A 19,684-nucleotide genomic window follows, 5' to 3' on the forward strand; every position below is an offset into this window, starting at 1 on the left:
GGACACGTGCCCGGAGTAAAGTCGGGAGCGTGACCGGGGGACGCTGGGATGAGCACCGGGCCGCCGTCGAGCGGCTCCGGACGTCGTACGCCGCCATCGCGCCGGGTGACCCCGTGCGGCTGGCGAAGAAGACCTCCAACCTGTTCCGGCCGCGCGCCGGGACCGACGCGCCGGGCCTCGACGTGTCCGGCCTGGCCGGCGTGATCGAGGTCGACCCGGTCGCGCGCACGGCCGAGGTGCAGGGCATGTGCACCTACGAGGACCTCGTCGACGCGACCCTGCCGCACGGCCTGATCCCGCTCGTCGTGCCGCAGCTGCGCACGATCACGCTCGGCGGTGCGGTCACCGGGCTGGGCATCGAGTCGACCAGCTTCCGCAGCGGCCTGCCGCACGAGTCGGTCCTCGAGATGGACGTCTTCACCGGCGCCGGCGAGGTCGTCACGACACGACCCGGCGACGATCTCTTCGACACGTTCCCCAACTCCTACGGCTCGCTGGGCTACGCGACGCGGCTGCGGATCCGGCTCGAGGAGGTGCCCTCGCACGTCGCGCTGCGGCACCTGCACTTCGACGACGCCTCACTGCTGGCCAAGACGATCGCCGAGCTCGTCGAGACCGGCGAGCACGACGGCACCCGCGTCGACGGGCTCGACGGGGTCGCGTTCGCGCCGGGGGAGTACTACCTGACGCTGGCGACCTGGGTCTCGGCAGGCTCGACCACCGAAGAACGTCCGAGTGACTACACCGGCCAGGCGATCTACTACCGCTCGATCCAGGAGCGGGAGACCGACCTGCTGACCATGCACGACTACCTCTGGCGCTGGGACACCGACTGGTTCTGGTGCTCCGGCGCGTTCGGGGTGCAGCACCCCGTCGTCCGCCGGCTCTGGCCGCGGCGCTGGCGGCGGTCGGACGTCTACAGCAAGCTGATCGCCCTCGACCGCCGGCTCGGTGTCGCCGACTTCCTCGACCGTCGTGCCGGCCGACCGCTGCGCGAGCGCGTCATCCAGGACGTCGAGGTTCCGGTCGAACGGCTCGAGGAGTTCCTCGCGTGGTTCGACGCCGAGGTCGGGATGCGGCCGGTGTGGCTGTGCCCCGTGGTCTCGACCCGGTCGTGGGCCACCTACCCGCTCGTGCCCGGGACGACGTACGTCAACGTCGGCTTCTGGGGCACCGTCCACGTCGGGCCGGACGCGCCCGAGGGCCCGCTCAACCGTGCCATCGAGGAGAAGGTGCACGCCCTGGGCGGCCACAAGTCCCTCTACTCCGAGGCGTTCTACGACCGCGACACGTTCGACAGGCTCTACGACGGCGCCAATCTGGCCGCCGTCAAGGGCCGCTACGACCCCCACGACCGGCTGACCAGCCTCTACGACAAGGCGGTGAAGAGACGTTGAAGTCCACCCTGAAGCAGACCCCCACGTTGTCCATCGGCGACGCCGTCGCATCCCTGCTGCGCGACGGGATGCCCGTCCGGTTCAGCGCGTACGACGGCAGCTCGGCCGGCCCGCCGGACGCCGAGATCGAGCTGGAGCTGAAGAACCAGCGCGGCCTGTCCTACCTGCTCACCGCGCCGGGTGACCTCGGCATGGCCCGCGCCTACGTGTCCGGCGACCTCGCCGTCAACGGCGTGCACCCCGGCAACCCCTACGAGGCGCTGCGGTTGCTGCAGAGCCACCTGCGCTTCCGCCGGCCCACGCCGGCCGAGGCGCTGACCCTGCTGCGCGGCCTGGGCCTGTCCAACCTCAAGCCCCCGCCGCCGCCCCCGCAGGAACACCTGCCGCGCTGGCGCCGGGCGATGGAGGGGCTGCGGCACTCCATGTCCCGCGACGCCGAGGTGATCGCGCACCACTACGACGTGTCCAACCGCTTCTACGAGCTGGTGCTCGGCCCGTCGATGACCTACACCTGCGCGGTCTACCCGACCGCCGACGCGACGCTGGAGGAGGCGCAGGCCGAGAAGTACGACCTGGTCTGCCGCAAGCTCGGCCTCCAGCCCGGCATGCGGCTGCTCGACGTCGGCTGCGGCTGGGCGGGCATGGTCCGGCACGCCGCGAAGCACTACGGCGTCCAGGCGCTCGGCGTCACGCTGTCGCGCGAGCAGGCCCAGTGGGGCAAGGAGGCCATCGACCGCGAGGGCCTCGGCGACCTGGCCGAGGCGCGGCACTCCGACTACCGCGACGTGCTCGAGGGCGACTTCGACGCGATCAGCTCGATCGGCCTGACCGAGCACATCGGGGTGCGCAACTACCCGGCGTACTTCGGCTTCCTGCGCGACCGCCTCAAGCCCGAGGGCCGGCTGCTCAACCACTGCATCACCCGCGCCCACAACCGCCGCGAGGAGACGGGGGCGTTCATCGACCGCTACGTCTTCCCCGACGGGGAGCTGATCGGCTCCGGCACGATCATCACCGAGGCCCAGGACGCCGGTCTCGAGGTCATGCACGAGGAGAACCTCCGCCTCCACTACGCCCTGACCCTGGCCGGCTGGTGCCAGAACCTCGTCGACAACTGGGACGAGTGCGTCGCCGAGGTCGGCGAGGGCACGGCGCGGGTGTGGGGCCTCTACATGGCCGGCTCGCGGCTCGCCTTCGAGCGCAACGAGATCCAGCTGCACCAGGTGCTGGCCGTGCGCACCACCGAGGATGGGAAGGACGGATTCTCCCTGCGACCCACGTGGTGACTAGCCTTGCCGGGTGAGCACCCGAGCCAGGCAGTACGACGCGACGGTGCTGCGCCGTGAGCAGGTCTCGGACCACCTCGTCCGGCTGACCCTCGGCGGCGCGGGCCTCGCGAACTTCACGTCCACCGGCATCCCCGACGAGTGGGTCGGGCTGGTCGTCCCCGGCCAGTTCCAGAGCCGCTACTACACCGTGCGGTCGTGGTCCGGCGGCGAGCTCGTGCTCGACGTCGTCGTGCACGAGGTCGGCCTGGTCACCGAGTGGGCGGCCCGCGACGTGGTGGGGGAGCAGGTCACCATCACCGAGCCGCGCGGCTCCTTCGCGATGCCGGCCGGTGCGCAGTGGTTGCTGCTCGTCGGCGACCTGACCGCGATGCCGGCGATGGCGCGGATCGCGTCCGAGGTGGGTCTCGACAGGCTCGACCAACGAAGCATCCGGATCTGGGCCGAGGTTCCGGACGACCTGACCGACTACCTGCCCGAGGGGGCCGACGTGACCTGGCTGGCCCCGCCGGCCGAGGGCGCGAGCGACCTCGCGGCCGCCGTCGAGGCGATCGACTGGCCCGCGGGCGAGGGCTACTTCTGGATGGCGGGCGAGTCCGCGCAGATGCGCGCGATCCGCAAGCACCTGATGCGCGATCGCAAGCTGCCGTCCACGGCGTACGACGTCATGGGCTACTGGCGCGGGGGAGCCACACGCCAGCCGCGTGCGGTCGACCCGGGTCCGATCTACCGCGCCGGCAAGGCTGCCGGCAAGACCGATGACCAGATCTGGGCCGACTACGACAGGGCGAACGAGTCATGAGCAAGCACCGCAGTGGATTCGTGTCCTTCGTGGGCCGTCCCAACGCCGGCAAGTCGACGCTGACCAACGCACTGGTCGGCACGAAGGTGGTCATCACCTCCGACAAGCCGCAGACGACCCGCACGGTCGTGCGCGGCATCGTGCACCGCGACGACGCGCAGCTGATCCTCGTCGACACCCCCGGCCTGCACCGGCCGCGCACGCTGCTCGGCGAGCGGCTCAACGACCTCGTGAAGACCACGCTGGCCGAGGTCGACGTCGTGGCCGTCTGCCTCCCGGCCAACGAGAAGATCGGCCCCGGCGACCGCTTCATCGTCAACGAGATGGCCAAGGTCAAGCGCACCATCAAGGTCGCCATCGCCACCAAGACAGACCTCGCGACGCCCGAGCAGATCGGCCTGCACCTGCTGGACATCCAGAAGCTCGGCGCCGAGACCGGCACCGAGTGGGCCGAGATCGTCCCGGTCTCCGCCAAGGCCGGCGACCAGGTCCAGCTCCTGCAGGACCTGCTGGTCGGGCTGCTGCCCGAGGGGCCGCAGCTCTACCCCGACGGCGACCTCAGCGACGCCCCCGAGGAGATCCTCGCCGCCGAGCTGATCCGCGAGGCGGCGCTCGAGGGCCTGCGCGACGAGCTGCCGCACTCGGTGGCCGTCGTCGTTGAGGAGATGCGGCTGCGCGAGGACCGGCCGGCCGACAAGCCGCTGCTGGACATCCACGCCAACCTCTACGTCGAGCGGGACTCCCAGAAGGGCATCATGATCGGCCCCAAGGGCGCCCGCCTGAAGGCGATCGGCACCCGGGCCCGCAAGCAGATCGAGGCGCTGCTCGGCACGCCGGTCTACCTCGACCTGCACGTCAAGATCGCCAAGGACTGGCAGCGCGACCCCAAGCAGCTGCGCAAGCTCGGCTTCTAGTCAGGCGGGCACCCAGCACAGGCCGTAGTGCTGTCCGGCGTCCCACTGCTCGGCGGTCGGCCACTCGTAGCTCCACTGGAAGTTGAGCTTGTCCGAGGCGGCGTCACGGCCGGCGTTCTCGCACGGTGTCTGGCCGGCGGCCCGGGCGGCGTCCTCGCCGGGGTACTTGTCGCCGGCGATCGGGACGGTGGCGATCGCCTTCCAGGAGTGGTCGGTGGAGCAGATCACGCGGTGGAAGTCGGCGGTGCCGGGCTCGGCGGTGCCGCACATCCCGAAGCGCTGGCGGGCCTCCGGCTTGGCCAGGACGCCGCCGATCTTGCCGGTGAGCGCGGCGAGCTTGCCGTCGGCGGCGACCGCGATGACGTCGCAGCGGTACCAGTCGGCGCCGGCGTCGGACTGCTCGACGGTGGGGGTGAACCAGACGGCGCGCAGCATGCTGAGGTGCAGCTGGTCGGGGGTCGCGCCGAGGAACTTCGGCAGCGCGGCCGGGCAGTCGGTGGCGACCTGGGCCTGGACGCGCTTGCTGTCCACGGCGAGGAGGTGGCCCGCGACCACGGTGTCGAGGGTGCCGACGGCGTAGGTGATCGAGGTGTGCGCGGCGGCGCAGTCCACGGGGTCGGCGTCGCTGGTGGGCGCGACGGCGGCGTCGTACGACAGCGCGTAGCAGGCCCGGTTGCCGGGGCGCGGGGCCGCGGTCGCGGTGGTGGGCGTCGCGCTGGGCTCGGAGGCCGACGAGGCGGGAGTGCTGCTGTCGGGCGACGGCTCGTCGCCGCCGCTGCACGCGGTCAGGGCGGCCACCCCGGCCAAGCTGGCAACGAGCAGGGCGGCGAGCCGGCGGGACGGGGTCATGGCTGCCTCACGCGTTGGTCTTCGCCCAGCAGACCGACCGGCGGTTGCCGGCGGACCACTCGGCCTCGTGGAAGTAGGTGTACCCGAAGTCGTAGTCGACCGGGTAGCTCAACCACGCCGCCACCGAGCCGGAGCAGTAGTCGCGGGTCTTGACCTCGACCAGCCGGTCGCCGGGGTAGTCGTCGCCGGACTCGCCGAGCTTGATCGTCGTGACCGCCCGCCAGTCGTGGTGGTGGGAGCAGGGGATCTTGACCGAGCCGCTGACCGTCGGGCCGGACGCGCACACCATCCACTTGTCGTCCGGGACGCCGAGCAGGAGGCCCTTGGCGGTCTGGGGGAGGGCGACGTACGACGTCGACTGCTCGCCGCCGCCGACCGCGTCGCACCGGTACCAGCGGGCGCCGGCGGACCACGCCTTCTCCGACGGGCGGAACCACGCCCAGCTGACGACGGTGCGCATCACGAGGCTCTCGTCGGCGCCGAGGAACCGCTGGAACTTCTCCGAGCAGGTGCGGTAGGCCCAGGCGCCGAGCTCCTTGTCGTCGACGTCCGCGTGGTCGAAGGACTGCGGGAGGTCGCCGACCGCGAACGTCTCGGCGGTGTGCTTCTCGGTGCAGTCGACCGTGCGCGTGGCGTTGCTGGCCATCGCGACGTCGTCGGGGGTCAGCAGCCGACAGGCACCCAGCTCGGGGGCGTCGATCGCGTCGACCTGCGAGGGGTCGGTGTTGCTGCCCTGGTCGTCGGAGCTGCAGGCCGCGAGCAGCAGGAGCGGGAGGGCAGCCAGCCCGAGGGCGAGACGGCGGGCGACGGTCACGCGACGGAATCCTAACGTCCGGCCGCGGTGGTGCGTCAGCCGGCGGACAGCAGTGCGGCGAGGGTGCCGCCGAGCTCGTACGCCGCGTCGGTGTGGCCCTCGTCGACGTCGCCGAGGACGGTCAGCACCTCCGCGGCCTGGCGCCACGGGAGGGCCTGGACGATGGACTGCACCGAGCGGACCGCGCCGGTGGCGTCGTACCGGCCGTGCACCCAGAGGCCGTAGGGCTTCTTGCCGCCCGGCCCCGCCCCGGCCGACCCGTCCTCGGTGAGCGCGCCGCCGGCCTCGAGGAAGATCGTGTCGAAGAAGTGCTTGAGCGCGCCGCTCATGTAGCCGAAGTTGGCGGTCGTGCCGAGCAGGTAGCCGTCGGCCGTCAGCACGTCGTCGGCGGTGGCCTCGAGGGCGTGCTTGACGACCACCTCGACGCCCTCGATGGCGTCGTCGTGGGCGCCCGCCACCACCGCGTCCGTCAGTCGCCGGACCGTCGGGGTCGGGGAGTGGTGGACGATCAGCAGGCGGGGCATGGGGTGAGGCTAGCCGCGGTCGAACGTGAACCAGTGCCGGCCGGGCTCGAGGGGCTGCGGCTCCGCGACGAGCCGGTGGACCCCCACGGACCACACGTGGTCGTCGGACGCCTCGAAGGCGACCTCCTCGAAGCCGGCCTCGGCGAACCAGCCCCGGATCGTCGGGGTGAGGTCCGGCTCGGCCCGGTGGCGGGTCCAGACGACCTCGGCGCCCTCGCTGCAGAGCTGCGGCGCGGCCATCACCGTCGCCCGGACGTCGGCGTCGCTGACGTTGCCGAAGATGCCGCACAGCAGGACCAGGTCGGCGGGGACGGCCCCGGCGTAGACGTCGCTGTTCGCGGCGTCGGCCTGCCGGACCTCGACGGTCGCGTCGAGAGCCGCGGCGGCGTCGCGGGCGCGGGCGGCCAGCCCGGCGTCGTACTCGACGAGCAGGGCGGTGACCCGGACGGCGTCGGCGCGCTGCGCCATGACACCGAGGAGGTCGCGTCCGTCTCCGGCGCAGGCGCTGACCACGCGCACCGGGTCGGGTGCAGTGTCGTCGAGGCGCCGGTCGATGTGGGCGCGGACCGCGGCCAGCCGGTCGGCAAGCCGGGAGCCCGGCTCGGCGTAGGCGTCGTGCCAGGCGGACCAGTCGATGTTCGTCATGGGCGGGTGCCCGCTGTCGGTGGTGTCCACGGCGCCGAGTCTGCCGGAGTGGGCATACTCCGTCGTGTGACACGCGGCGGCCAGCTCCTGACCGGCTTGGTGGCTGCGTGGCTGCTGACCTCGGCGATCTCGGCGAGCTTCTTCTTCGGATCGCACGCCGGATCCGCGTTCGACCGAGCCTTCTGGCCGATCCTCGCCACCGCCGGAGGAGCGGGGGTCGTCCTGCTCCCGTGGCGGCGAACGCGCCCCGGTGGTGTCGGTGTGATTGCCGGAACAGTGGCGTCGCTGGTGTTCCAGATCGGCGCCTTCACGGTCATGTTCTTCGCCGGCGGTGGGAGCTGACGGGCTCTCGCTCCTCAGGAGGCGCGGCTAGCAGCTGCGGGCGTCGGCCAGCCCCACGCGACGCAGAATCTCGTCGACGACCTCCGTCAGCGGTTGCGTCGCGTCGATCACCACCCCGGCATTGGGGACGTCCTCCCTCGTGCTGTGCAGTCGGACGACGAGGGCGCGCTCGGAGGGCTGGGAGCCCCACTCGTCCGGCGGGCGCCGGTCGAGCCGTCGGTGCAGCGTCTCGAGGTCGACGTCGAGGACGAAGACCCCGTCGAAGAGGTCGATGAACTTCGCGAAGTTGCGCGAGCCTCCGCAGAAGAAGGTGACGGGCGCCTGCTGGTCGGCCACCAGCTCCCGCACCCGGTCGACGTCCCAGATGTGGTGCTCGTGGACGGCGCTGTCGATGGGGGCGCCGGTCTCCGGGTCGCCCTGGTAGGCAAGGTCGGTGTCGCCGTTGACGGCGTGGTGGCCGCGCCGCTGGAGCTCCCGGAACACCGAGGTCTTGCCCGTGCCGGAGACGCCCTCGACGAGGTAGTTGCGAACGCCCATTCAGTCGGCGTCGTCCGTCGGGATGAACCACTCGCCGGGTGCGAACTCCCGGCCGTAGTCGGGACAGGCCTCGTTCTCGCAGCGGCCCTGGGTCTCGAAGGTGACCCCGGCGCTGCCGGAGGCCGTGATGTACGCCGCGCTCTGCCGCGTCAGGTGGCCGCCGTGACGCAGCGGCTGCTCGCACGTGGGGCAGTGCGGATCGACCAGCTCGAGGTCCTCTCCCATGCGCTCACGGTAGACCCGCCCGCTAGCGTCGGGCCATGCTCTCGTCTGCCCACCTCGTGCTCGTCGGCATGTCCGTGCGCGAGGTCGACGCCCGGGACCGGCTGCAGCGCCTCGCGAGCGAGCACGACGCCACCGTCGCATTCCTCCAGCTCGGCGACCCCTCGCTGTCCCGCGAGCTGACCCGGCTGGCCGACGCGGGGGAGCGGCGCATCGTGCTGGTCGGGGTCAGCCTGGGCACGCTGGCGCCGGCGGTGTCGTGGCTGCGCCGGGTCGCGGCGCACTGGTGCCGCGAGCGTGCCGGCCACCGGACTGCGGTCGACGTGGCCACCGGCCTGCTCCGGGACGAGGGCGACCTGGGCGACCTGCTCACCGACACGCGCCCGATCACCGGCACCGAGCCCGGCCTGACGAGCGCCGCGTGGGAGGACGTGCCCGGTCACCGCCACCAGGTCCTCGTCTGTCGCGGGCCGCGCTGCACCGCGCTGGGCTCCGACACCTCCGCGGAGGCGCTCGTCCTCGCCCTGATGGAGCACGGCCTCGGCGACGACGACGTCCTGGTCACGCACACGGGCTGCCAGTTCCCCTGCAACCAGGCGCCAGTGGTCAGCGTCCAGCCCGACGACGTCTGGTACGGCGGCGTCGACCCCGGCGCGGCCCGCGAGATCGTCGCGGGCCACCTCGTCGCCGGTCGCCCGGTCGAGACGCGGCGACTCCCGCGCACCCGTCCTCCTCTAGGCTGACCGCACACGTCTCGTGGAACAGGAACCCGGTGAGAGTCCGGGGCGGTTCCGCCACTGTGAAGCCGGCCCGCGAGGGACGGCCCAGCCAGACACTGGCCACGGGACTTCCGACCACCAGCGGGGCGAGAACCCCGAGGAGGCTCCCGCCGATGACCCGCATCGCCCTGCTGTCGACGTCCGACACCGACCTGCTCTCGGCCCGGGCCTCCGGCGCCGATTACGTCTGGGGCAACCCGTCCCGGGCCGGCCACCAGTCGATGTGCCCAGAAATCGGCACCGCGGTCGAGGGCGCGGACCTCGTGGTCGCCCGGATCCTCGGCTCGCCGCAGGACCTCTGCGACGGCTTCCGCCAGATCCGCGACACCGGCGTCCCCACCGTCGTGCTCGGCGGCGAGCAGCAGCCCAACGCCGAACTCATGGAGCTCTCCAACGTCCCGATCGGCGTCGCCGCCGAGGCGCACCGCTACCTCGCCGAGGGCGGCCCAGCCAACCTCGCGCAGCTGCACGCCTTCCTCTCCGACACCGTGCTGCTCACCGGCGAGGGGTTCGAGCCGCCGGCCGAGATCCCGGCGTGGGGGTTCTGCGAGCGGGTCTCGGCAAGCTCGACGAGCGGCGCCCTCCCGCGCGTCGGGGTGCTCTTCTACCGGGCCCACCAGGCCAGCGGGAACACCGCCTTCGCGCACGCCCTGGCCGACGCGATCGACGCGACCGGCCAGGCGGTCGGCGTACCAATCTTCTCCACGTCGCTGCGGGCCGCGCCCGACGAGCTGTACGACGCCCTCGGCACCCTGGACGCCCTCGTGGTGACCGTGCTCGCCGCGGGCGGCAGCCAGCCGGCGACCGCGAGCGCGGGCGGCGACGACGAGGCCTGGGACGTGGAGCGGATGGCCGCCCTCGACATCCCCGTTCTGCAGGGGCTCTGCCTGACCAGCAGCCGCGAGGAGTGGGAGGCGTCCGACGACGGCGTGACCCCGCTGGACTCGGCCAGCCAGATCGCGATCCCGGAGTTCGACGGCCGGATCATCACCGCGCCGTTCTCCTTCAAGGAGATCGACCGGGACGGCCTGCCGCGCTACGTGGCGGACCCGGAGCGCTGCGCCCGCGTGGCCGGCATCGCGGTCAACCACGCGCGATTGCGGCGCGTCCCACCGGCGGACCGGAAGGTCGCGCTGGTGCTCAGCGCCTACCCCACCAAGCACTCGCGGGTCGGCAACGCGGTCGGCCTGGACACCCCGGTCTCCACGATCCGGCTGCTGCGCCGGATGCGGGACGCGGGCTACGACCTGGGCGGACCGGGCGCCATCCCCGGCCTCGACGAGGACGACGACACCGTCGCCGGGGACACCCTCATCCACGCGCTGATCGCCGCCGGCGGCCAGGACGAGGAGTGGCTGACCGCCGCCCAGCTCACCGAGAGCCACGTCCGGATCGCCGCCGACGACTACCGTCGCTGGACCGCCGACCTGCCGGCCGCCCTGATGGACGACGTCAGGGAGACCTGGGGCAAGGCGCCAGGCTCGCTCTTCGTCAGCGACGCCGACGAGATCGTGCTCGCCACGATCACCGCCGGCAACGTCGTGCTGCTCATCCAGCCGCCGCGCGGCTTCGGGGAGAACCCGGTCGCGATCTACCACGACCCCGATCTCGCGCCCTCGCACCACTACCTCGCGGCGTACCGCTGGCTGGAGCGGGGCTTCGGCGCGGACGCCGTCGTCCACCTCGGCAAGCACGGCTCGATGGAGTGGCTGCCCGGCAAGAACGCCGCGCTGTCGGCCGCCTGCGCCACCGACGCGGCGATCGGCAACATGCCGCTGATCTATCCCTTCCTCGTCAACGACCCCGGCGAGGGTGCGCAGGCCAAGCGCCGCGCGCACGCCACGATCGTCGACCACCTGATCCCGCCGATGGCGCGCGCGGAGTCCTACGGCGACATCGCACGGCTCGAGCAGCTGCTCGACGAGTACGCCAACATCGCGGCCATGGACCCGGCCAAGCTGCCGGCGATCCGCGGCGAGATCTGGACGCTCATGCACGCGGCCGAGATGCATCGCGACCTCGGGCTCGACGAGCGGCCGGAGGACGAGGAGTTCGACGACTTCCTGCTGCACGTCGACGGCTGGCTCTGCGAGATCAAGGACGCCCAGATCCGCGACGGGCTGCACGTCCTCGGCCAGGCGCCGGACGGCGAGGCACGGGTGAACCTCGTGCTCGCGATCCTGCGCGCCGCCCAGGTCTGGGGCGGTGAGACCGCGTCCGTGCCGGGGCTGCGTGCGGCGCTCGGGCACAAGGAGGTCTCGACAGGCTCGACCACCGAGAGGGTCGCGGTCGACGAGGTCGAGCAGCAGGCCCGTGCCCTCGTCGAGCGCATGGAGTCGCGCGGCTGGGTGCCCGGGGCGGCCGACGACCTGCACGACGACGAGGAGGTACGCCGCGTCCTGCGGTTCGCCGCCACGCAGGTCGTGCCGCGGCTGGGCCGGACCACCGACGAGCTGGACGCGGTCCTGCACGCACTGGACGGCGGCTTCGTGCCGGCCGGGCCGTCGGGGTCGCCGCTGCGCGGACTGGTCAACGTGCTGCCGACCGGCCGCAACTTCTACACGGTCGACCCGCGGGCCGTGCCGTCCCGGCTGGCCTGGGAGACCGGCGTCGCGATGGCCGACTCGCTCGTCCAGCGCTACCTCGACGACACCGGCGGCTACCCCGAGTCGGTCGGGCTCTCGGTGTGGGGCACCAGCGCGATGCGCACCTCCGGCGACGACGTGGCCGAGGTGCTGGCGCTCCTGGGCGTCCGCCCCGAGTGGGACGAGGCCTCGCGGCGCGTCCGCGACCTGCACGTCGTACCGCTCGAGGAGCTCGGTCGCCCGCGCATCGACGTGACCGTGCGGATCTCGGGCTTCTTCCGCGACGCCTTCCCGCACGTCGTGGCGATGCTGGACGACGCCGTCCGGCTCGTGGCCGGGCTGGACGAGCCGGACGACCTCAACTTCGTGCGCGCGCACACCCGTCGCGACCTCGCCGAGCACGGAGACGAGCGCCGCGCGACGACCCGGATCTTCGGCTCCAAGCCGGGCTCCTACGGCGCGGGCATCCTGCAGCTCGTCGAGTCCGGCTCCTGGCGCGACGACCAGGACCTCGCCGAGGTCTACACGGCGTGGGGCGGCTTCGCCTACGGGCGGGACCTCGACGGGGCCCCGGCGGCCGACGACATGCGCGCGAACTACCGGCGGATCAAGGTGGCGGCCAAGAACGTCGACACCCGCGAGCACGACATCGCCGACAGCGACGACTACTTCCAGTACCACGGCGGCATGGTCGCCACCGTCCGCGCGCTGACCGGCTCCGACCCGCAGGCCTACGTCGGGGACTCGACCACGCCCGACGCCGTCCGGACCCGCACCCTCCAGGAGGAGACGAACCGCGTCTTCCGCGCCCGCGTGGTCAACCCGCGCTGGATCGGGGCGATGCAGCGGCACGGCTACAAGGGCGCCTTCGAGCTCGCCGCGACCGTCGACTACCTCTTCGGCTTCGACGCCACGACGGGCGTGGTGCACGACTGGATGTACGACACCCTCGCGAAGGAGTACGTCCTCGACGAGACCAACCAGGCGTTCATGCGGCAGTCGAACCCGTGGGCGCTGCGCGGCATCGTCGAGAAGCTGCACGAGGCGGCCGACCGCGGGCTGTGGGAGTCGCCGGACCCGGGCGTGCTCGCGGACATGCAGCGGGTCTACCTCGACCTCGAGGGCGAGCTGGAGGACCGATGACGCGGCTGTTCGTCATCGGGGTCGGCATGGGCCCGCAGCACGTCACGCGCGAGGGAGCCGAGGCCCTGCGGTCGGTGGACGTCGTCCTGGCGTTCCGGAAGTCGGAGGACGATCCCCTGCTCGAGGCGCGCGCGGCGATCTGCCGGGAGTACGGCAATCCGCCGGTCGTCGTGGTCGCGGACCCGCCCCGTGACCGCGCGGACCCGGAGGACTACCCGGCCGCCGTGCGCGACTGGCACGCGGCTCGGGTCGCCGCCTGCCGCGCGGCGCTCACGGAGCACCCCGGCGACGTCGCGATGCTCGTGTGGGGCGACCCGGCGCTCTACGACTCCACCTTGCGGCTGGCCGCTGAGCTGCCCGTGGAGGTCGCCGTGGTCCCCGGCATCAGCGCGCCGCAGCTGCTCGCGGCCCGGCACGGCATCGTCCTGCACGAGGTCGGCGGCCCGCTGCACGTGACCACCGGCCGCCGGCTCCGCGAGGCGGTCGAGCAGGGCCAGGACAACATCGTCGTCATGCTCAACCGGGCCCTCGAGCTCGACGGCCTCGAGGACTGGTCGATCTGGTGGGGCGCCAACCTCGGCACGCCGCACGAGGCGCTGGTGGCGGGACGCGTCGGCGACGTGCTCCCCGCGATCGAGGAGGCCCGGACTCGCGTCAAGGACGCCGCCGGCTGGGTCATGGACATCCACCTCCTGCGGCGGGAGGCCAGCGGGTGAGCGGGATCCTCGTCGCCGGCACCACGTCCGACGCAGGCAAGAGCATCGTCACGACCGGGCTGTGCCGGGCGTTCGCGCGCCGGGGCGTGCGGGTCGCGCCGTTCAAGGCGCAGAACATGTCCAACAACTCGATGGTGACCGCGGGTCATGCGGGGGGTGCCGAGATCGGCCGCGCCCAGTGGGTGCAGGCGCTCGCCGCCCGGGCCGAGCCCGAGGCCGCGATGAACCCGGTCCTGCTCAAGCCCGGCAGCGACCGGCGCTCGCACGTCGTCGTGATGGGCCGGCCCGCCGGCGAGGTGTCCGCCCGCGACTTCGTCGACGGGCGCCGTCACCTGGCGCGTGCGGCGTACGACGCCTTCGACGACCTTTCGTCCCGCTACGACGTCGTCGTGGCCGAAGGCGCGGGGAGCCCGGCCGAGATCAACCTGCGGTCCAGCGACTACGTCAACATGGGGCTGGCCCGCCATGCCGGGCTGGCGACCGTCGTGGTCGGCGACATCGACCGCGGCGGGGTGTTCGCGGCGATGTTCGGCACGGTCGCGCTGCTCGAGCCGGCCGACCAGGCGCTGGTCGCGGGCTTCGTGGTCAACAAGTTCCGCGGCGACGTCTCGCTGCTGACGCCGGGGCTCGACGAGCTCACGTCGCTGACGGGTCGGCCCGTCCACGGCGTGCTGCCGTGGCACCCCGGCCTGTGGCTGGACAGCGAGGACGCGCTCGACCTCGACGGCCGCCGGTCCTCGCCGGACCCCGCCGTCCGCCGCGTCGCGGTGGTGCGGCTGCCCCGGATCAGCAACTTCACCGACGTCGACGCGCTCGGGCTCGAGCCGGGCCTCGACGTGGTCTTCGTGTCCGACCCGCGCGGGCTCTCCGACGCCGACCTCGTGGTGCTGCCCGGGACGCGCGCGACGATCGCCGACCTGGCCTGGCTGCGCTCGCGCGGCCTCGACCGGGCGATCACGGAGCACGCCGCGGCCGGGCGCCCGGTGCTCGGGATCTGCGGCGGCTGCCAGATGCTGGGCCGGACGATCGCGGACCCGGCCGGGGTCGAGGGCGAGGCGGGGGCCGAGGTCGAGGGGCTCGGGCTGCTGGAGCTCCGGACCGAGTTCACACCCGAGAAGGTGCTGCGGCTGCACGGGTCCGCGGGCTACGAGATCCACCACGGCCGGGTCACTGGTGAGCACCGGGCCGGCGGGGTGCTCGGCACGATGGTGCACGGCAGCCTCGAGGACGACGCCACCCGCGCGGCGTTCCTCGCCGACGCGCTCGGCGTGGCCTCGGCCGCGTCGTTCCCGGCTGCCCGCGAGCGCCGGCTCGACCTGCTCGGCGACCTCGTCGAGGAGCACCTCGACGTCGACGCGCTCCTCTCCCTGGCCCGGTCCGGTGCCCCGGCCGGGCTGCCGGTGCTGCCGCCCGGGGCGTCGCGATGAGGGTGCTGCTGCTCGGCGGGACCGCCGAGGCGCGCGAGCTCGCGGCCCGGCTCGTGACCGACGGCGTCGACGTCGTGTCCTCCCTGGCCGGCCGGGTCGCGCGGCCGCGGCTGCCGATCGGCGAGGTGCGCATCGGCGGCTTCGGTGGTGCCTCCGGCCTCCGCGAGCACCTGCTCGCCGAGGCGTACGACGCGGTCGTCGACGCCACGCACCCCTTCGCTGCCCGGATCTCGGCGCACGCGGCGTCGGCGTGCGCGGGGGCCGGCGCCCCGCTGCTGCGGCTGCAACGGCCGGGCTGGTCACGTACGCCGGAAGCCGTGGGCTGGCACTGGGTCGCCACCCACGACGAGGCGGCCGCGGCCGCGGCGAGCCTGGGCGACCGGCCGTTCCTGACCGTCGGGCGCCAGCAGCTGGGGGCGTTCGTCGGTCCGCTCGGCGAGCACCCGGCGCTGGTGCGCGTCGTCGACGAGCCGGACGTCGTCGTGCCGCTGGCCTGGCGGGTGCTGCTCGACCGCGGCCCCTACGCGCTGGGCGCCGAGCTCGCCACGATGCGCGAGCACGGCACCGACGTGCTCGTCACCAAGGACTCCGGGGGCGACCACACGTGGCCCAAGCTGGCGGCCGCGGCCGCCCTGGACGTCCCGGTCGTGGTGGTCCGCCGACCGGCGGCGCCCGCCGGGGTCGGGACGGTCAGCGACGTCGCCGAGGCCGCCGCGTGGATCGCGTCGCGATGAGCGCCGAGACGGCCACCGCCGCGACGCCGACGCGGCGGGCCAGCGTCCGGGCCCGGGTGATGTCGTGACCCGCGGCCGGGCGGCCGCTGCCGAGGACGTGGCGGTCCTCGACCCGGGTGCCGTAGACGTTGACGCCGCCGAGCCGGATGCCGAGCGCGCCCGCGAAGGAGGCCTCGACCGGTCCGGCGTTGGGGCTCGGGTGGCCGCCGGCGTCGCGACGCCAGGTCCCGATCGCCTCCGCCGCCGATCCGCCGACGGTCGGTGCCAGGGCCGCGGCCAGCAGCGCCGTCAGCCGCGCACCCGGCAGGTTGAGCGCGTCGTCCAGCCGGGCGGCCGCCCAGCCATACCGCTCGTACCGCTCGTTGCGGTGGCCCACCATCGCGTCGAGCGTGTTGGCCGCCCGATAGGCGAGCAGTCCCGGGACGCCGGCGACCGCGCCCAGCACGAGCGGCGCGACGACCGCGTCGGAGGTGTTCTCCGCGAGCGACTCGATCGCGGCCCGGGCCACCCCGGCCTCGTCGAGGACGCTCGTGTCCCGGCCGACCAGCCGGGCCACCTGCACCCGCGCGTCGGCCAGGCGGTCCTGCGCGAGCAACCGGCCGACGGCGCCCGCCTCGCGGTCCAGCGAGGTCCCACCGAGGACCGCCCACGTGGCGACGGCGGTGCCGAGGACGCTCGGTCCTCGCTCGGCGAGCGCTCCCAGCGCCGCGGCCCCGCCCACCAGCACGGCCACGTGCGCGACGCCTGCCGTCCGACGGTCGACGTACGAGAGGTGCTCGAGGGCCGTGGCGACGCGTCCGAAGCCGGCGACCGGGTGCCAACGGGCGGGGTCGCCCAGAACGCGGTCGGCGGTGAACCCGAGCAGCAGCCCTGCTGCGCGGCCGCTCATGGGAGGTCCCGATGAAGGCGTTGGTGACCGGGGGAGTGCGGTCGGGGAAGTCGGCCCACGCGGAGGTGCTGCTCGCCGGCCACCCGGACGTCACGTACGTCGCGCCGGGCCCGATCGGCAAGGACGACCCGGACTGGGCCGCGCGGGTCGCGGCCCACCGGGCCCGCCGCCCGTCGACGTGGACGACCGTGGAGACCCGCGACCTCGCGAGTGCCGTGCGGGAGGCGACGGGTTCGGTGCTCGTCGACTGCCTGGGCACCTGGGTGACCGGTGTGCTGGACGAGGAGGGGGCGTGGGAGGCGACGTCGGAGGAAGCGCGTGCCCTGGTCGCGCGCCGGACCGACGACCTCGTCGCCGCCCTCGCGGCGACCGACCGCACCGTCGTGCTGGTGACCAACGAGGTGGGCATGGGGGTGGTGCCCGCGCACCGGTCCGGGCGGCTGTTCCGCGACCTGCTCGGGACGGCAAACCAGCGCGTGGCCGCGGCCTGCGACGACGTGCTGCTCGTGGTGTCCGGGCGCGTGCTGCGCCTCTGACCCGCTCACGCGGCGACCACCAGCAACGTCGCCAGCGCGAGCTCGATCGCCGCGCCGAACACGTCGCCGGTCACCCCGCCGAAGCGTCGGACCGTGCGGCGCACGAGGGCCACCACGACCACGGCGGCCAGGGCGACGGCGACCACGCCGCGCAGCGGCACCGGTGCGACGAGCCCGGCCACCGACGCGGCCACGATCCAGACGGTGACCGTGGCGGCCCGTGGCACCGTCCCGGTGTACGACGACCCGAGCCCGTCGGTCCGCGCGCCCGGGACGCCCCGCGCGCACGTGATCGCCAGCGCGCAGCGGGACAGGCAGACGAGCACGCCCGCGAGGACGACCCCGCGCAGGGAGCCGAAGAGCGTGCCGAGGGCGAGTGCCTGGGCGCCGAGGGTCACGACAACCGCGACGACGCCGGCCGGCCCGGCGGTGCCGGACTTCATGACCGCGAGCGAGCGCTTCACGTCGTAGGACGCGGTGAGCCCGTCGGCGGTGTCCGAGAGGCCGTCGAGGTGCAGCGCGCGGCTGCCCGCGGCGAGCGCGCCGACGGCCACGAACCCCAAGGGGGACAGGGGAATCCCGAGCTCCCGGCCGGCGAGGCCGATGCCTGCGACGAGGAGCCCGAGCGGGAGGGCCGCGAGCGGGGCGAGCAGCATCGCCGACCGTGCGACAGCCGGGGTGACCGCGCGCGGGGCGGCGACCGGCACCGCGGTCAGGGTGCCGGTCGCCAGCCGCCAGGCGTCACGCACGGGTCAGGGCGCGATCTCGGCGAGCAGCGCGACGTCGCGGATCAGCGCCACCGCGCTCCGCACCACGGGCACCGCCGCCACCGCACCGCTGCCCTCGCCGAGCCGCATGCCGAGGTCCAGCAGCGGCTCGAGACCCATCTTGTCCAGGGCAAGGGACTGGGCCGGCTCGGTCGAGCGGTGCCCGGCCGCGAACCACGCGACCGCACCCGGCGCCAGCCGGTCGGCCGTCAGCGCGCAGGCCACCGAGATGACGCCGTCGAGCAGGACCGGCACGCCCGCGCGGGCGGCCGCGACCAAGAAGCCGACGGTCGCGGCGAGGTCGGCGCTGCCGAGCGCCGTCAGCGTCTCGACCGGGTCGTCGACGCGGTCGCCCGCCCTCCGCAACGCCTGGTCGATGACCTCCTGCTTGCGCCGCAGGCCCTCGTCGTCGACGCCGGTCCCGCGGCCGGTGACCTCGCTGGCGGGCAGCCCCAGCCCGGCCGCGATCAACGCCGCCGCGGGGGTGGTGTTGCCGATGCCCATGTCGCCGGTCAGCAGGAGCTGGGCCCCGGCCGCGATCTCCTCGTGCGCCACCCGCTCGCCGGCCGCGAGGGCCGCGCGAGTCTCCTCGGGTGTCAGGGCGTCCTCGAGGTGGATCGCGCCGGAGCCCCGCCGGACCTTGTGGCGTCGTACGTCGTCGGGCACACCCTCCAGGTCGTCGTCGACGCCGAGGTCGAGCACCCGCACGGCCACGCCGTGCGCGGCCGCCAGCGCGGAGACCCCGGCCCGGCCGGCGACGAACGTGCGGACCATGGCGCCGGTGATGGCCGGTGGGTAGGCCGAGACGCCGTGCGCCGCGACGCCGTGGTCGCCGGCGAAGATCACCAGCCGCACGTCGGTCAGCTCTCGGGGCGGCACGACGCCTTGTGTTGCGGCGACCCAGGCGCCGAGCTCGCCGAGCCGGCCCAGTGCTCCGGGGGGCGTGGCGAGTCCGGCGAGCCGTGCGTCGGCCTCGGCCCGGACCTGCGGGTCGGGCGGCCCAACCTGTGTCGCAGCGGCGTTCACAGGCTCGCCGCCAGCTCGCGCCGGGCGACGGTCGCCGACTCACGCCGGTGCAGCCCGCCGACCAGGCCGGTCAGGGCCACCCCCAGCACCGCCCAGAGGGCGGCGTTGGTGACCAGGGAGGCGCGGCGGAAGTACCAGAGCGTGTCTGCGGGGAAGTCGCCCACCTCGTTGACCGAGGGCATCACCAGGCCCGTCGCCACCATCAGCGCGAGGTAGGTGACCGTGCCGGCGAGCACCGCGACGTACGCGCCGCGGGTGGCGTGCAGCAGGTTGCCGAGCGCGATCGAGGCCGCCGCCGCGACGACGGAGACCAGCAGGAACACGAAGAACAGCGTGGTGCGCTGCCCGATCGTGTCCGGGTCGCCCACGGCGGGCGGGGAGGCGGGGTACTTCAGGAACGGCACCAGGGTCACCGCGACCCAGCCGGCCACCGCGACGAGCGCCGTGGACTGGCCGGGGGTGAGCCGCCCGAGCCGGCCGACGACGCCGGCCGAGACGAGACCGACGAGGCCGCCTAGCGCCGTCCCGATGGCGAGGCTGGCGGTGAGCAGTCCCCAGGTGCGCTGGGTGTCGCGGGAGACGAGCTCGGGCTCGTCGTGGTGGTCCGTCGCGGCGGCCGTGTGGGCCTCCTCGACGTCGATGGCAGCCTGGACGTGCGGCTCACCGACCGTGAAGGCGACGACGAACGTCGCGATCCCGGCCAGGAGTCCGGCGAGCAGGCCGCGCAGCAGGAACGCGCGCGGAGTCATG

At 73.8% G+C, this 19,684-nt stretch carries 21 protein-coding genes and 1 riboswitch; of the genes, 11 read left to right on the forward strand and 10 right to left on the reverse strand.

Annotated elements, in window-relative coordinates:
- Positions 1 to 29: 29 nt before the first annotated feature.
- Genes FB382_RS05230 through era form a run of 4 tightly spaced genes read left to right on the forward strand, consistent with a single transcriptional unit; the run spans position 30 to position 4,399 of the window.
- Positions 30 to 1,397, forward strand: a complete 1,368-nt coding sequence (locus tag FB382_RS05230; RefSeq protein ID WP_182537389.1) for an FAD-binding protein — start codon at positions 30 to 32, stop codon at positions 1,395 to 1,397.
- On the forward strand, positions 1,394 to 2,683 hold the full coding sequence (locus FB382_RS05235; RefSeq protein WP_343055491.1) for a class I SAM-dependent methyltransferase: 1,290 nt from the start codon (positions 1,394 to 1,396) through the stop codon (positions 2,681 to 2,683). Before FB382_RS05230 ends, FB382_RS05235 begins: the two co-directional genes overlap by 4 nt.
- A 13-nt stretch (positions 2,684 to 2,696) precedes the next feature.
- The gene (locus tag FB382_RS05240) at positions 2,697 to 3,485 is read left to right on the forward strand and encodes an SIP domain-containing protein (protein WP_182537391.1); all 789 of its coding nucleotides are present in this window, start codon (positions 2,697 to 2,699) and stop codon (positions 3,483 to 3,485) included.
- Positions 3,482 to 4,399, forward strand: coding sequence for a GTPase Era (era, locus tag FB382_RS05245; protein WP_182537394.1), 918 nt, complete (start codon positions 3,482 to 3,484; stop codon positions 4,397 to 4,399). Before FB382_RS05240 ends, era begins: the two co-directional genes overlap by 4 nt.
- Here era and FB382_RS05250 read toward each other — a convergent pair whose 3' ends face one another.
- Genes FB382_RS05250 through FB382_RS05265 form a run of 4 tightly spaced genes read right to left on the reverse strand, consistent with a single transcriptional unit; the run spans position 4,400 to position 7,261 of the window.
- On the reverse strand, positions 4,400 to 5,248 hold the full coding sequence (locus FB382_RS05250; protein WP_182537396.1) for a septum formation family protein: 849 nt from the start codon (positions 5,246 to 5,248) through the stop codon (positions 4,400 to 4,402).
- 7 nt (positions 5,249 to 5,255) lie between these two features.
- Positions 5,256 to 6,062: a septum formation family protein gene (locus FB382_RS05255; protein WP_182537398.1), complete on the reverse strand. Its 807-nt coding sequence runs from the start codon at positions 6,060 to 6,062 to the stop codon at positions 5,256 to 5,258.
- A 35-nt stretch (positions 6,063 to 6,097) separates the two neighbouring features.
- Positions 6,098 to 6,586 (reverse strand): flavodoxin family protein, encoded by a 489-nt coding sequence (locus tag FB382_RS05260; protein ID WP_182537401.1) that lies wholly within the window; start codon positions 6,584 to 6,586, stop codon positions 6,098 to 6,100.
- 9 nt (positions 6,587 to 6,595) lie between these two features.
- Entirely contained in the window at positions 6,596 to 7,261 is a 666-nt protein-coding gene (locus FB382_RS05265) for an SAM-dependent methyltransferase (RefSeq protein WP_343055492.1), read from the reverse strand.
- A gap of 36 nt (positions 7,262 to 7,297) precedes the next feature.
- On the opposite strand from FB382_RS05265, the gene FB382_RS05270 reads away from it, so the two are divergent.
- Positions 7,298 to 7,573 carry a hypothetical protein gene (locus FB382_RS05270; protein WP_182537403.1) on the forward strand — a complete coding sequence of 92 codons (276 nt, stop codon included), beginning with the start codon at positions 7,298 to 7,300 and terminating at the stop codon, positions 7,571 to 7,573.
- A 27-nt stretch (positions 7,574 to 7,600) separates the two neighbouring features.
- On the opposite strand, the gene FB382_RS05275 is transcribed toward FB382_RS05270, so the two are convergent.
- Positions 7,601 to 8,110 carry an AAA family ATPase gene (locus FB382_RS05275; protein ID WP_182537405.1) on the reverse strand — a complete coding sequence of 170 codons (510 nt, stop codon included), beginning with the start codon at positions 8,108 to 8,110 and terminating at the stop codon, positions 7,601 to 7,603.
- The gene (locus FB382_RS05280; RefSeq protein ID WP_182537407.1) at positions 8,111 to 8,335 is read right to left on the reverse strand and encodes a hypothetical protein; all 225 of its coding nucleotides are present in this window, start codon (positions 8,333 to 8,335) and stop codon (positions 8,111 to 8,113) included.
- A 35-nt stretch (positions 8,336 to 8,370) separates the two neighbouring features.
- Between FB382_RS05280 and FB382_RS05285 the strand changes: the two genes are divergently transcribed.
- The 5 genes from FB382_RS05285 to FB382_RS05305 all read left to right on the forward strand — a co-directional run bounded on the left by FB382_RS05285 (position 8,371) and on the right by FB382_RS05305 (position 15,716).
- Positions 8,371 to 9,075 carry a (2Fe-2S) ferredoxin domain-containing protein gene (locus tag FB382_RS05285; RefSeq protein ID WP_182537409.1) on the forward strand — a complete coding sequence of 235 codons (705 nt, stop codon included), beginning with the start codon at positions 8,371 to 8,373 and terminating at the stop codon, positions 9,073 to 9,075.
- Positions 9,052 to 9,190, forward strand: a riboswitch (cobalamin riboswitch). It overlaps the preceding gene by 24 nt.
- Positions 9,191 to 9,224: 34 nt before the next feature.
- A complete protein-coding gene (gene cobN, locus FB382_RS05290; RefSeq protein WP_182537411.1) occupies positions 9,225 to 12,839 on the forward strand; it encodes a cobaltochelatase subunit CobN in 3,615 nt (1,204 codons plus the stop codon).
- Positions 12,836 to 13,555 (forward strand): precorrin-6A synthase (deacetylating), encoded by a 720-nt coding sequence (gene cobF, locus FB382_RS05295; RefSeq protein ID WP_182537413.1) that lies wholly within the window; start codon positions 12,836 to 12,838, stop codon positions 13,553 to 13,555. Before cobN ends, cobF begins: the two co-directional genes overlap by 4 nt.
- Positions 13,552 to 14,982 (forward strand): cobyric acid synthase, encoded by a 1,431-nt coding sequence (locus FB382_RS05300; RefSeq protein ID WP_182537415.1) that lies wholly within the window; start codon positions 13,552 to 13,554, stop codon positions 14,980 to 14,982. Before cobF ends, FB382_RS05300 begins: the two co-directional genes overlap by 4 nt.
- Positions 14,979 to 15,716 carry a cobalt-precorrin-6A reductase gene (locus tag FB382_RS05305; protein ID WP_182537416.1) on the forward strand — a complete coding sequence of 246 codons (738 nt, stop codon included), beginning with the start codon at positions 14,979 to 14,981 and terminating at the stop codon, positions 15,714 to 15,716. The genes FB382_RS05300 and FB382_RS05305 overlap by 4 nt, the downstream gene beginning before the upstream one ends.
- Here FB382_RS05305 and FB382_RS05310 read toward each other — a convergent pair.
- A complete protein-coding gene (locus tag FB382_RS05310) occupies positions 15,673 to 16,605 on the reverse strand; it encodes a cobalamin biosynthesis protein (protein WP_182537418.1) in 933 nt (310 codons plus the stop codon). The genes FB382_RS05305 and FB382_RS05310 overlap by 44 nt on opposite strands.
- 11 nt (positions 16,606 to 16,616) lie before the next feature.
- Here FB382_RS05310 and cobU point away from each other — a divergent pair, with 11 nt between their 5' ends.
- Positions 16,617 to 17,141: a bifunctional adenosylcobinamide kinase/adenosylcobinamide-phosphate guanylyltransferase gene (cobU, locus tag FB382_RS05315; protein WP_182537420.1), complete on the forward strand. Its 525-nt coding sequence runs from the start codon at positions 16,617 to 16,619 to the stop codon at positions 17,139 to 17,141.
- Positions 17,142 to 17,146: 5 nt separating this feature from the next.
- Here cobU and FB382_RS05320 read toward each other — a convergent pair whose 3' ends face one another.
- The 3 genes from FB382_RS05320 to FB382_RS05330 are packed head-to-tail and all read right to left on the reverse strand — an operon-like array spanning position 17,147 to position 19,683.
- On the reverse strand, positions 17,147 to 17,890 hold the full coding sequence (locus tag FB382_RS05320) for an adenosylcobinamide-GDP ribazoletransferase (RefSeq protein ID WP_182537422.1): 744 nt from the start codon (positions 17,888 to 17,890) through the stop codon (positions 17,147 to 17,149).
- A gap of 3 nt (positions 17,891 to 17,893) precedes the next feature.
- Complete coding sequence (gene cobT, locus FB382_RS05325; protein ID WP_182537424.1) at positions 17,894 to 18,934, reverse strand: nicotinate-nucleotide--dimethylbenzimidazole phosphoribosyltransferase; 1,041 nt, start codon at positions 18,932 to 18,934, stop codon at positions 17,894 to 17,896.
- On the reverse strand, positions 18,931 to 19,683 hold the full coding sequence (locus tag FB382_RS05330; RefSeq protein ID WP_182537426.1) for a CbtA family protein: 753 nt from the start codon (positions 19,681 to 19,683) through the stop codon (positions 18,931 to 18,933). The genes cobT and FB382_RS05330 overlap by 4 nt, the downstream gene beginning before the upstream one ends.
- Position 19,684: the final 1 nt, after the last annotated feature.

The sequence above is a fragment of the Nocardioides ginsengisegetis genome (assembly GCF_014138045.1).
Taxonomy (GTDB): domain Bacteria; phylum Actinomycetota; class Actinomycetes; order Propionibacteriales; family Nocardioidaceae; genus Nocardioides; species Nocardioides ginsengisegetis.

Bases quoted from the DNA above. Each gene is read 5' to 3' on its own strand.
- FB382_RS05310 (WP_182537418.1), bottom strand. From the start codon at position 16,605: ATGAGCGGCCGCGCAGCAGGGCTGCTGCTCGGGTTCACCGCCGACCGC.
- FB382_RS05330 (WP_182537426.1), bottom strand. From the start codon at position 19,683: ATGACTCCGCGCGCGTTCCTGCTGCGCGGCCTGCTCGCCGGACTCCTG.
- FB382_RS05280 (WP_182537407.1), bottom strand. From the start codon at position 8,335: ATGGGAGAGGACCTCGAGCTGGTCGATCCGCACTGCCCCACGTGCGAG.
- cobF (WP_182537413.1), top strand. From the start codon at position 12,836: ATGACGCGGCTGTTCGTCATCGGGGTCGGCATGGGCCCGCAGCACGTC.
- FB382_RS05305 (WP_182537416.1), top strand. From the start codon at position 14,979: ATGAGGGTGCTGCTGCTCGGCGGGACCGCCGAGGCGCGCGAGCTCGCG.
- FB382_RS05250 (WP_182537396.1), bottom strand. From the start codon at position 5,248: ATGACCCCGTCCCGCCGGCTCGCCGCCCTGCTCGTTGCCAGCTTGGCC.
- FB382_RS05285 (WP_182537409.1), top strand. From the start codon at position 8,371: ATGCTCTCGTCTGCCCACCTCGTGCTCGTCGGCATGTCCGTGCGCGAG.
- era (WP_182537394.1), top strand. From the start codon at position 3,482: ATGAGCAAGCACCGCAGTGGATTCGTGTCCTTCGTGGGCCGTCCCAAC.
- cobN (WP_182537411.1), top strand. From the start codon at position 9,225: ATGACCCGCATCGCCCTGCTGTCGACGTCCGACACCGACCTGCTCTCG.
- cobU (WP_182537420.1), top strand. From the start codon at position 16,617: ATGAAGGCGTTGGTGACCGGGGGAGTGCGGTCGGGGAAGTCGGCCCAC.
- FB382_RS05260 (WP_182537401.1), bottom strand. From the start codon at position 6,586: ATGCCCCGCCTGCTGATCGTCCACCACTCCCCGACCCCGACGGTCCGG.
- FB382_RS05275 (WP_182537405.1), bottom strand. From the start codon at position 8,110: ATGGGCGTTCGCAACTACCTCGTCGAGGGCGTCTCCGGCACGGGCAAG.